The sequence below is a fragment of the Bacillus sp. LLTC93 genome (assembly GCF_002993125.1).
In the GTDB taxonomy this organism is placed as follows: Bacteria; Bacillota; Bacilli; order Bacillales; family Bacillaceae; genus Bacillus; species Bacillus zhangzhouensis.
Map to the genome: position 1 here is coordinate 104416 of NZ_PVME01000005.1, position 11970 is coordinate 116385.

Sequence of the window (11970 nt, forward strand, 5' to 3'; positions counted from 1 at the left end):
CATATAATGGTATTTTTGTAAATAATTGAGATAAAATGTCTAAATTTGTTCATTTTTTAATCTAGACGCTAGGAAAGCCGACACAGTAAACAGGACAACGTTCATAAAAAAGACGACTCTTGCCCCAAAGAGATCGGTCATGGTGCTCATAACGAGGATAGACATTCCGTATATAAAAGTTGATAGTGTATGTTGAGCTGATAGTATTTTAGGCAATTCAATTTGACTCAGTGTATCTTGTACATATGTACGAATGGAAATGCTGCGAAGCTGAAAGGCTGGGCCTAATAAAAAGACAAATAACAAACTCAGCCAAGCTGATTGATTCAGCCCTAAGCATAAGGTCAACACGGCTACGATCACCGAGCTGTAAAAAATGTGATCAAACAAACGCTGTTCCACATGCTTTGCAAACCTTAGCACGAGTAAGCCACCTAGAATGGTTCCACCAAAATAGCTTGCGTTAATAAAACCCCACCATGTTTCAGGCTGATGTAAGACTTCAGTGACATAGACAAGGATAATGGCACCAGTCCAAATACTTCTACCGCACATGGAAAGCATTTCTAATATCGTTAATGTTCGAATTGTCGGCTTCTCATACATGAGCTTCCAGCCTGAAAAGACCCTTGCACCAAATGATTCAGACTGTTTCTCTTGTTTAGCCGCAGCTCCAGTATCGATGATAAAGAGCATTGATATGAGCGAAAAACTGTATAAAACAAGTGTCGTCAGAAGTAAAAATTGTGGTCCTAGAATGCCAATAAATAGGCCTCCTAAAAGCCAGCCTAGTAAAAGGACAATTTGATCAGAAGTTAGGATATAGCTATTGGCTTTTAGTAAAAAGTGCTTTTCTACTAAACGTGGAATCATTGAATTTCGAACAGGAATGGTTCCTCCATCTATCAAAGATAGTAGAAATACTATGATAAAAAAGAGAGGAATAGAAAATGTTGATAATTGTAGAATATAAATAAAAATCAAGCAACCGAAGAAAGTAATTTGACAAATTTGCAAATAGATAATAAGTCTTTTTAGCTTAAATTGATACATAAAGAAAGGGATGAGTACTGCTCCAAGTGCTTGTCCGACAAACTGCGAGACGGCCACCATTGAAGCAATGAGCGTAGAATTTGTTAATTGATACGTCAGGATGGTAAGAACGAGGACATATAGTGAATCCCCAAAATTAGCTAGGGTTTGACCCCCTAATAAAAAGTAAAATGATTTGTTTTTCATATTTATCTCCATTTTCTCTTCATTACCACCCATAATAATACATTATTTTCTACACTTCTACGTTTTATAACAATATTTTCATAATTTGATACATTTTACCCAATTTAAAAAACCGCCAAAAGGCGGTTTTAAGTTAGTCATATATATGGACGGTTGGTTCTTTGTCTTCAGCATTTTTCGTGATCAGGGCTTCTTGTTGATCAGAAGATGTGATGTTGATTTCTATATTTGTACTCTTATAGTAATCCATGACTTCACCTGTTAAATATTGCGTGAAGGCCACGACTTCCGTTTTTCCGTAGAACTGCATCGGAATTTCTACTTTCATTTTTTGCAGATTTCCGTTTTTATAAAAGCCTTTTCCTACCACTCCGGTGTAATTCGGGAAGTAATCTTCTACCTTTGTCTTGAAGCGGTCAAATCGCTCTGAATCATCTTTGTAGCTGCTTTTCGCATTATCTGAAGGGAAGAATATATTCTCCTCTTTGATCGTATCCCAATTGCCGATATCAGCTGAGCCTGCTTTCACATCCGTTTTGGCAATAAAGTTTCCTGGAACGATGGACGATTTTGGCGCTTGTTTATAAAGGGCAATCATAACAGGCACCTTTTGCAAACCGTCCATTTGACGAATTCGTTTAATCACTTGCTCAGCGATTTTTTCGCCCTCTGCCAAGAGTTTCTTTGAATTTTTCGATGAATCGATGGTTACCTCTTGCTGGGGATCACCGATATTTTCACGATAATAATATACAGAGTTCAGTGCAAGGCCAATGACGACTCCACCAAGCTGTAAGCTATTTTTGTCTTTTCGAATTAAGTAATTATGCTCTAGCATCGAAGCTAAGTATATTGGACTATTTTCATTTTTAGACTTTGTTGAACCAGAGTTTGGAAGTGCAGGATTTAAGCCTAGGTTCTTAAAGTTTTTATCTTCTTTTTCTGCTTTTTTCAGATCACTGCCTGTTTTTTTGCGCGCAAGCCAGCTGAGAACGGTATCCTCGTCTAAATGCTGTCCTTCTTGGAAGAGATAGTCGTTTGTATTAAATGATTCTGTTGCAAGGCGCATGAGACCTGTTTCAAATTCATCAATATCCAAGCGTGTATTGAGACGCTCTGCTGTTAATCCCCTTGCAGCCCCTTGTTTAAACGGCAGCACCATTTTGTAATAGGAGTCAGAGATATTGTACATCGGGATGATCGCTGTTTCCTTCGTTTCATCCGTTTTTTGTGTGACCTCTTCCTCGTCCTTTCCCCCAAAAGGTGCACACGCTGACAGTACCAGTGTGAGCATTGTCAGCAGCAATAACAACTTTTTCAATAGAAAACACTCCTCTTATTTCTTTAGCTCCTCGAGCATTTTAGCTTCGTCCCAAATTTCAATATTGAGTTCTTCTGCCTTTGTCAGCTTACTACCAGCTGCTTCTCCGGCAATGACTAAGTCTGTTTTTTTACTCACACTACCTGCTAATTTACCGCCTAATGCTTCGATCTCTGCCTTTGCATCATTTCGAGACATTTCTTCTAATTTCCCTGTAAGCACGATTGTTTTTCCTGCAAAGTAGGAATCACTTTCTTCTGCTTTCACCGGCTTTGGTCCTGTGTAGGTCATATTGACCCCAAGCTCTTTTAGTTCATTTAGCAGATCAAGTATTTCTTCTTTCTCAAAGTAAGTGACGACTGCATCAGCCATTTTTTCACCAATTTCGTCTACTTCGAGTAATTGTTCTTTCGTTGCTTGCTTTAATTGATCGATGTCCTCGAAATGCATCGCCAAGGTTTTCGCCGCTTTAGATCCAATAAATCGAATGCCGAGACCAAATAGTAAACGCTCAAGAGAATTTTCTTTCGATTGCTCAATCGACCGCAGTAAATTATCGACAGATTTCTCGCCCATTCGTTCGAGCTGAATGAGCTCTTCTTTCGTTAATCGGTAAAGGTCTGACACACGAGACACGAGCTGTTCTTTGAAAAGCTGTGTAATGACACGCTCGCCAAGACCATCAATGTTCATCGCATTACGAGAAACAAAGTGTATGAGTCCTTCACGTATTTGTGCGGGACATTCTGGATTGATGCATCGCAGGGCGACTTCCCCTTCGATTCTCACCAGCTCACTATGACACTCTGGACATTCAGTCGGCATGTGAAACGGCTTTTCTTCCCCTGTGCGTTGATCGACAAGTACGCCTGCTACTTCCGGAATAATATCCCCCGCTTTCTTCACAATGACTTGATCGAATAGACGAATATCCTTTTCTTTGATCAAATCTTCATTGTGAAGAGAAGCACGCTGCACCGTCGTCCCTGCTACTTTTACAGGCTCAAGAATCGCTGTTGGTGTGATAACGCCTGTACGCCCCACACTCAGTTCAATATCAAGCAGCTTTGTCACGACTTCTTCTGCAGGGAACTTGTACGCAACAGCCCAGCGCGGACTTTTTGCTGTAAAACCAAGCTCTTCCTGCTGAGCCAAGGAATCGACCTTGATGACAATCCCATCGATTTCATATGAAAAATCGGCACGCTTTGTTTTCAATGTTTCGATGAGTTCAATCACTTCTTCAATCGTTTGGCACATCCGTCTTTCTTTGTTGGTTTTAAAGCCAAGTTCGTCGAGAAGATCGAGTCCCGCGATTTGCGTTTCAACACCGATTTCATCAAGCTCCGCTATACTGTAGACGAATATATCAAGGTTTCGTTTCGCTGCAATTTTCGTATCAAGCTGACGAAGTGAGCCCGCAGCCGCATTACGCGGGTTCGCAAACGGCTCTTCTTCGTTTTGTAATCTTTTTTCGTTTAATGCTTCAAAAGAAGGTTTTGGCATAAATGCCTCGCCTCTCACTTCAATCGACAGAGGGCGATTGATTTTGAGTGGGATGGAACGAATGGTTTTTAGGTTTTCGGTAATGTCCTCACCCGTTGTCCCATCTCCACGCGTGGCACCTCGGACAAACACTCCATTTTCATAACGGAGAGAAACAGCGAGTCCGTCAATTTTCAGCTCGACATTGTATGCGATATCGTCACCGACTGCTTGACGAACCCGGCGGTCAAAATCAAGAAGGTCCTGTTCATTAAACGCATTCCCGAGGCTGAGCATCGGTGTGCCGTGACGTACTTTTCGGAAGGCGTCTAAAACAGCGCCCCCTACTCTCTGTGAGGGGGAATCGGCTGCTTTTAAATCAGGAAATTCTTCCTCTAGAGAGATCAGCTCACGCATCCGCGCATCATATTCAGCGTCAGGAACACTTGGACGATCCAGTGTATGATATTCGTAGTTGTATTGATTCAAAATCTGGTGCAGTTCCTCGATCCGGCGTTTCGCTGCTTCTTTATCCATCTGCTTCTTCCTTTCACTTCATCCGTTTTGTAAGGCCTTTGGTTTTATTGCTTCTCGATTGGCGCAAATGCTGCGAGAAGCCGCTTAATGCCAGTAGGGCTTGGGAACGCAATATCAAGCTCTGTGCTATCTCCACTGCCTTTCACACTCACAACCGTTCCAACGCCCCATTTTTTATGGGCTGCTTTATCGCCCACAGCCCAGCCAATACTGCCGGCACCTGTGTTTTGAATGGTTTGAGTTTGCGGACGAGAGACAGGGCCCCGTCTTTGCGGTCTTTCTCTTGTTTGGCCAAACGGTGTTTTCGTTTCTTTTTTCTCATTTAGGTTGTCCAATAAATCGGCTGGTATTTCTCTAATGAATCTTGATTCAAGGTTCATGTTCGTCCGGCCGAATAATGTTCTCATCTTAGCACTTGATAAATAAAGCTCTTCTTCAGCCCTTGTGATGCCTACGTATGCAAGGCGGCGTTCTTCTTCCATCTCAGCATCTTCCATTAATGAACGGCTGTGCGGGAAGACACCCTCCTCCATCCCCATTAAGAAAACGACAGGGAATTCTAGTCCTTTCGCGGCGTGAAGAGTCATTAAGATGACGGCATCCTGATCTTCTTCCTCATTTTCATCCAGCTTATCAATGTCTGCAACGAGGGCGAGATCTGTCAGGAAGGTCACAAGCGATTTATCTTCATTCTGTTCTTCAAAGTTCTTTGTGACAGATAGAAACTCGTCAATATTTTCTAAACGGCTCTGCGCTTCAATCGTTTTTTCGACCTTAAGCGCTTCACGATAGCCTGTTTTTTCGAGGATTTCTTCTGTTAATTCTGTGACAGATAAATATTCCTGCATGTTCGTCATTTGATCAATGAGCTGTTTGAACTCATCAAGAGCATTGGCTGCCCTTGCACTCAGTCCAATGAAGTCCACCTGACCAAGCGCTTCAAACATAGACAGGTCATTCATCTCTGCATATGCCGCAATTTTTTCAACAGATGTCGCCCCAATTCCGCGCTTTGGAACGTTGACAATTCGCGTAAAACTAATATCGTCGTCTGGGTTTGCCACAAGGCGTAAGTACGCCAAAATGTCCTTGATCTCTTTTCTGTCATAGAACTTCGTACCGCCGACAATGTTGTATTGAATGTTTGACTTCAATAATGTTTCCTCTATGACACGGGACTGAGCATTGGTTCGATAAAGGATCGCAAAATCGGATAATTTGCGCTTTCCGCTTTGATGAAGCTGATGAATCTTTCCAGCGACAAATTGACCTTCACCGAATTCATTATCTGCACGGTAATAGGCAATCTTCGCTCCTTCATCATTTTCTGTCCAAAGGTTTTTTGGTTTACGGTTCGCATTGTTTTGTATGACCGTATTTGCGGCATGCAAAATGCGTTTCGTCGATCTGTAATTTTGCTCAAGCAGAATCACTTCACTGGACGGATAGTCTTTTTCAAAGGAAAGAATGTTTGTAATATCCGCTCCGCGCCAGCGATAAATGGACTGGTCTGAGTCACCGACGACACAAATATTTTGAAAACGCTGAGCGAGCAGCTTCACAAGCATATACTGCGCTCTGTTTGTATCCTGATACTCATCGACATGAATGTATTGGAATTTCCGCTGATAATGCTCTAATACTTCAGGGATACGTTCAAACAGACGAATCGTCATCATGATCAAATCATCAAAATCGAGTGATTGGTTTTTGAGTAATCGTTTTTGATAATCTGTATAGACGTCGCTGACCACTTGATCATAGAAGTCACCGGCTGTTTTTGCGTATTCCTCTGCATCAATGAGTTCGTTTTTTGCACTGCTGATTGATCCTAATATGCTGCGTGGGTCGAACTTTTTAGGATCAATATTTCGCTCTTTTAAAATGTTCTTAATCACTGAAAGCTGATCAGATGTGTCTAATATGGAGAAGTTGCGATTCACACCAATGCGGTCAATATCGCGTCTTAAAATACGGACACACATGCTGTGAAACGTAGAGATCCAAATGTCATCTGCTCCAGGTCCTAAAATGGCTTGTACACGTTCACGCATTTCACGTGCTGCTTTATTCGTAAACGTAATCGCTAAAATGTTCCACGGAGCGACATGCTTTTCTGCCATTAAGTATGCAATTCGATGTGTGAGCACCCGTGTTTTACCACTTCCTGCTCCTGCCATCAGTAATAGCGGACCGTCTGTTGCTTTGACCGCTTCTTTCTGCGCATCATTCAGCCCTTCTAATAGATGATTCGATATTTCATTCATTCCATTCACCGCCAATTCGAACTTATGTTCTATTTTAACCCGTTTCGCCTTGTTTGACTATGATGACTTTTTGACTGCGTCAACTGTTTTTAACGCTTCTTTGAAATTGTCATAAATGACGTTTCCTACAACGACCACGTCTGCATGCTGTGCAAAGTCTTTTGCCTGCTCTGCGTTCTCAATGCCGCCCCCATAAAAAAGAACCGTTTCGTGAAGCACTGCTTTTGTTTCTTTGACAAGCTCTATGTCTCCAAGCGTCCCGCTGTATTCTAGATAAAAAATGGGCAGTTTCATCAAATGCTCTGCCACTCTTGCATATGCCCGCACATCATCTATATCCAACGCAGTATTTGCCTCTGTGAGCTTGGCCGCTTTACAATCTTCGTTTAAGATCACATATCCTTCTGGCACAATCTCTTCCATTGACATCAAATCACCGTATTCCTTCATCGCATCCTTATGGAGCCCAACAATCCAATCTGGATGGGCGCTGTTTAACACTGTGGGGATGAAATACAGATCGAAGCCCGGCACAATCATCTCATGTGTTGAGATTTCAAGCACACATGGCACAAGAAACCTTCGAACCTTTGACATCAATTGGAGCACGTTGTCCTCTGTCACATTGTCACTGCCGCCAATCAATATGGCATCCGTACCAGATTCACAAATCGCTTCTAGCTGTTCATCAGAAATCCCTTTATTTGGATCGAGTTTAAAGACATGCTTCCACTCGGTAACATCATACATGAAAAACGTTCCTCCATTCGTTTCATTCCATTTAAATATTATAACAAAATCAGTGACCGCAAAAAACGGGTAACCTCCTTTAGCTAAAAGTTTCATTCTTTTGAAAATGGGTGGTCGTGACTTTAGATGAGGATGCTGGAGAATTGTTGGGAAAAGCCCGTTTTCATAGGAAAGGATTTGAAAAGGGAAAGACGTGTTTAAATTTGATATGAAGGCTGTTTTGTATCGCCTCATGATATTATACAACAAAGGATGATATTACCATTTATGATTGAGTTAGACGTCAATGAATGTATCAATGTAGATATCGATCAAGAGGATCGAGTGGCTGGCTTGGAGTTATTTGCAGAAGAAGCCGAGGTCCTGAGGCACACACCGGTTCATGAGGATGAGTATTCTTTACGTTTTACGGATCAAGATGTCCTCTCAACCTATCATTTGTCAGGCGTTGAATTTCAATTTTCGAAGCCTGATCATCAAGGGCTGATCGGTTTTAAACTAATCGATTCTCTTAAATAAGAAAAAACCGTTTTGATCATTCAAAACGGTTTTTTTCAAACTATTGTCTCACTTCATTAAAATAATGGATGGATGTCATGGCCCCTTCATCGACCATCTTGTTGTCTTGAATATCTAACGGATCAGGGTTGCCGGCTTTTTCAGGAACCTTTTCATTTGCTCGGAACATGCTTGCCCATTTTTTCAAATGCTGTTTATTTTTAACCGCTAATAACACAGCTCCTCCAACCCCTAATCCTGCAAGTACATACGTATTTGGACGCTTATTCATGTATGTTCCCTCCCCTTGTCATCTTATTTTTAAGTTACCCCGCCTCTTCATTTCTAAACGTCACAATGTGTTCAAGTGGTTTCTCTTTGAACGAAAAGTGGAATAACAACAGCAATGAAAGAGAAAAGAGGGATGACATGACAACTACTTTAATTGTCATAGCCGCACTGCTATTGATTTGTTTGATTGTACCCATCATTTTATTGATATGGATTTGGATGAGAGATGAAAAACAAGAAGAACATTCTGTCCTACGAAACTATCCGGTCATTGGAAAGCTGCGGTTTATTTTTGAAAAAATAGGACCTGAGCTTCGCCAATATCTGTTTCTGAATGATCGGGAGGAGCTTCCTTTCTCAAGAAGAGAATATGAGCAAGCTGTCATGTCTGGGAAGTACAAAAGCCGGACGATGGGCTTTGGATCAAAACGTGATTTTGACAAGCCAGGCTATTACATTCGAAACGTCCTATTTCCAAAGCAGCGGGATGAATTACGCATTGATCAATCAGAAAAAATCCAAACGAAAGTGTATCAGATTGATCAAGACAATTTACTGAGAAGAAGTGAACATACCAAAGAGGTCGAGGCAAAACCTTACTATCTCCATCAAGACGATGTACAAGTAATTGGCGAGTACACATGTCAAAAGCCTTTCCGTGTAAAAGGCCTGATTGGGCAGTCTGCCATGAGCTACGGATCTTTAGGCGACAGGGCCATTACAGCACTATCCTCGGGATTAAAGATGGCTGGCGGTACGTGGATGAACACAGGTGAAGGCGGGCTTTCTCCATATCACCTCAAAGGCGGAGCCGATATCATATGCCAGATTGGACCCGGTCTATTTGGCGTGAGAACAGAAGATGGCGCTTTTTCCTTCGAAGAATTCAAGAAAAAAAGTGAACATGAAGAAGTCAAAGCCTTTGAACTCAAGCTGGCACAAGGAGCTAAAACACGCGGCGGTCATATTGACGGCGAAAAGGTCACCGAAGAAATTGCGAACATCCGTAAATTACCGCCCCACCAATCCATTGACAGCCCAAACCGATTTGAGATGTTCCACTCCATTCCTGATATGTTTGATTTCATTGAACAGCTGCGAAGTATAGGTGGAAAGCCTGTCGGCATCAAGCTTGTGGTCGGACATAAAGAAAACATTGAAGAGCTTGCGGCGTACATGAAAAAAAGCGGAAAGCATCCTGATTTCATTACGGTTGATGGCGGAGAAGGCGGCACAGGAGCTTCCTTTCATGAATTGGCGGATTCCGCAGGACTGCCGATTTTCACCGCACTCCCAATGGTCCATCAAATATTGAAAGAATACGGTGTCAGAGATCAGGTGAAGCTCTTTGCTTCTGGCAAACTTCTCTCACCTGATAAAATTGCGATTGCCCTTTCAATGGGTGCTGACTTTGTGAATATCGCCAGAGGCCTCATGTTTTCAGTCGGCTGCATTCGCGCGCAAGTATGCCACACGAATAAATGCCCAGTAGGAGTTGCCACGACTGATCCAAAGCTGCAAAAGGGTTTATCGATTGAAGAAAAGAAATACCGTGTATGCAATTATATCCTTTCTCTAAGAGAAGGCTTGTTTAACTTATCCGCAGCCGCTGGTATTGAATCTCCCATTCATTTTAATGAGAAACATATTGTCTATAGACAAGAAAATGGTCAGACAAGTGAAGTGCCGACGTTCTCAGGAACACAGCCATCCGTCTAGTTTAAGAAAGGTGCATTTTTGCACCTTTTTTTCAATTGACATTTTGGCTCAATCGCGTATAAAGAACTTAGACAAATGACCAGGAAGTGGAGAGATGGAGGATGCGTGAGAAAAAGGTTCGCGGCATTAAACGGAAGACGAATGAGATGGTTACAAGAATTGAGGAAAGTACACGAGAGTTCCCGGCAGATATTGAACAAGGGTATTGGCATCTTCCTCTACCAGTTGCTTATGATTTTATTTGTTCAAGCAAAACACCTCAAAAAATCAAGCGACTGTCCATCCAGACACTGATAAATAGAGCTGAACATCTCATTGAATTGAAGCCACTTGATGGAGAAGTATATCGTGTCATGGTTGCAGTAGATGCCACTGAATGATGGGGTTCACAAATCATTGTGTTTAAAGGAGATTCCTATTTTAAAGACTTTTTCAATAGACATGATGATGATCAGAGTTGGCTGCCTCTTTCCGATGCAAGAAACATTCAAAGGGAATGGGGTTTATCTGTGCCAAAGGATAGGCAAACCATAGGTTTTAAAGACATCATCGCAGACGAATATGGCATCTCTGGTTTATAGGCGAGCTAAAATAAAAACAAGAGGGTTCGGGTTTGGCGAAATTAGTCAACTCCTTAAATTCCTTCCCGTTGGTCAGTCAGACATTTACTGTTGACTAATGCCAAGCCTTTCCCTCGACCGATTACGAGCAGTAACACAAATTTAAAAATAACCGTTGTCCTTTTCGGCAATAGTCAATTTTTTGTATCTGTTACTCATGTATCTCAAAATAAAAAAGAGTAGCCGCAGCCACTCTTAATTTTACTTATTCAACAATCGCGCCCTATTCTAGAAGAGACTTTCATGTTAACCTGCCATTTCTTGCGAGAACCTAAGTAAATATCCATCAGGATCTTGAACAAGAAATTCCTTTTGTATAAACGTAGTATCATTACTTTTATATTTGCTAACAGTTGGCTCTCTGAATAGTGGAATGTTTTGCTTTCTTAAACGGTCAATGACAGGCTGTACGTCTTCAATGTCTATTTGAAAATTGATTCCCCGTCCAAATGGGTGTTTTAACTCCCCAGTGTCCCAATGGCCATTGATTTCTTCTAACATCATTTGTGTTTCCTCTTCCAACGAAACAAATATAAATTTATCGTCTTCACGCTCATATTCCAATTTAAAACCAAGCAATTCTATATAGAACCATTTAGACTTTTCGATGTCTGTTACAGATAACTCTGGTATCAAAGCATTGAATCTCATTTTTTCTTCTCCACAACCTTCTGATAAAGTTATTCGGTTAAATGACCCATTTGTTGCTTCTTTCAAGCCAGTCCTTGCTTGTCTTTTCAGCGTTCTTCATAAAAAAACTGTAAACAACGCCATTCTTGATGAAAAGGATTGTTTACAGTGAAGTCTGCTTTATTTTGTTTCGTCATTTGCCTGCTGTTCTGCTACGCGGTCAAGTGCCATTGTATAGGCATCATTTCCGTAGTTCAAGCAGCGTTTGACACGTGAGATAGTTGCAGTGCTCGCACCTGTTTCCGTCTCAATTTTATGATACGTGTTCCCCTCGCGAAGCATACGTGCTACTTCAAGACGCTGTGATAAAGATTGGATTTCATTGATGGTACACAAATCATCAAAGAATCGATAGCATTCTTCCAGGTCTTTAAGGGATAAGATGGAGTTGAATAACTGATCTAAGCTTTTGCCCCTTAATTTATCAATTTGCATCTTTATACATCTTCTCCTTTACTATTGGCACCGCTTCGCACGACATTCTGCGGAGAAAGCGGTATCTTTCCTGACTATTTTTTTCAACCTTAGCAATGAGCTTTGAACGAATCATGAC

General features: G+C 41.6%; 10 protein-coding genes and 1 pseudogene. 3 read left to right on the top strand and 8 right to left on the bottom strand.

What is annotated here, in order from left to right; translation table 11 throughout:
• Window positions 1–39 precede the first annotated feature (39 nt).
• The 5 genes from C6W18_RS15635 to pcrB form a co-directional block, all read right to left on the bottom strand.
• Entirely contained in the window at window positions 40–1239 is a 1200-nt protein-coding gene (locus C6W18_RS15635) for an MFS transporter (protein ID WP_034320196.1), read from the bottom strand.
• Between the two features lie 133 nt (window positions 1240–1372).
• The gene (locus C6W18_RS15640) at window positions 1373–2560 is read right to left on the bottom strand and encodes a CamS family sex pheromone protein (protein ID WP_034320199.1); all 1188 of its coding nucleotides are present in this window, start codon (window positions 2558–2560) and stop codon (window positions 1373–1375) included.
• Window positions 2561–2575: 15 nt separating this feature from the next.
• Entirely contained in the window at window positions 2576–4582 is a 2007-nt protein-coding gene (gene ligA, locus C6W18_RS15645) for an NAD-dependent DNA ligase LigA (protein ID WP_105928171.1), read from the bottom strand.
• Window positions 4583–4626: 44 nt separating this feature from the next.
• The gene (gene pcrA / locus C6W18_RS15650; protein ID WP_034320205.1) at window positions 4627–6849 is read right to left on the bottom strand and encodes a DNA helicase PcrA; all 2223 of its coding nucleotides are present in this window, start codon (window positions 6847–6849) and stop codon (window positions 4627–4629) included.
• A 57-nt stretch (window positions 6850–6906) separates the two neighbouring features.
• Entirely contained in the window at window positions 6907–7599 is a 693-nt protein-coding gene (gene pcrB, locus C6W18_RS15655; protein ID WP_105928172.1) for a heptaprenylglyceryl phosphate synthase, read from the bottom strand.
• 267 nt (window positions 7600–7866) lie between these two features.
• Here pcrB and C6W18_RS15660 point away from each other — a divergent pair, with 267 nt between their 5' ends.
• On the top strand, window positions 7867–8118 hold the full coding sequence (locus tag C6W18_RS15660; protein WP_223251729.1) for a hypothetical protein: 252 nt from the start codon (window positions 7867–7869) through the stop codon (window positions 8116–8118).
• Between the two features lie 40 nt (window positions 8119–8158).
• Here C6W18_RS15660 and C6W18_RS15665 read toward each other — a convergent pair whose 3' ends face one another.
• A complete protein-coding gene (locus tag C6W18_RS15665) occupies window positions 8159–8389 on the bottom strand; it encodes a hypothetical protein (RefSeq protein WP_034320211.1) in 231 nt (76 codons plus the stop codon).
• A gap of 137 nt (window positions 8390–8526) precedes the next feature.
• Between C6W18_RS15665 and C6W18_RS15670 the strand changes: the two genes are divergently transcribed.
• Together C6W18_RS15670 and C6W18_RS15675 are read left to right on the top strand one after the other, a co-directional pair.
• On the top strand, window positions 8527–10107 hold the full coding sequence (locus C6W18_RS15670) for an FMN-binding glutamate synthase family protein (RefSeq protein WP_105928173.1): 1581 nt from the start codon (window positions 8527–8529) through the stop codon (window positions 10105–10107).
• Between the two features lie 101 nt (window positions 10108–10208).
• A pseudogene (locus C6W18_RS15675) lies at window positions 10209–10702 on the top strand (DUF3916 domain-containing protein).
• Between the two features lie 271 nt (window positions 10703–10973).
• On the opposite strand, the gene C6W18_RS15680 reads toward C6W18_RS15675, so the two are convergent.
• Both C6W18_RS15680 and C6W18_RS15685 read right to left on the bottom strand, forming a co-directional pair.
• Window positions 10974–11444, bottom strand: coding sequence for a bleomycin resistance protein (locus tag C6W18_RS15680; RefSeq protein WP_427281649.1), 471 nt, complete (start codon window positions 11442–11444; stop codon window positions 10974–10976).
• A 93-nt stretch (window positions 11445–11537) separates the two neighbouring features.
• Window positions 11538–11852, bottom strand: coding sequence for a YerC/YecD family TrpR-related protein (locus C6W18_RS15685; protein WP_003214053.1), 315 nt, complete (start codon window positions 11850–11852; stop codon window positions 11538–11540).
• Between the last annotated feature and the right edge of the window lie 118 nt (window positions 11853–11970).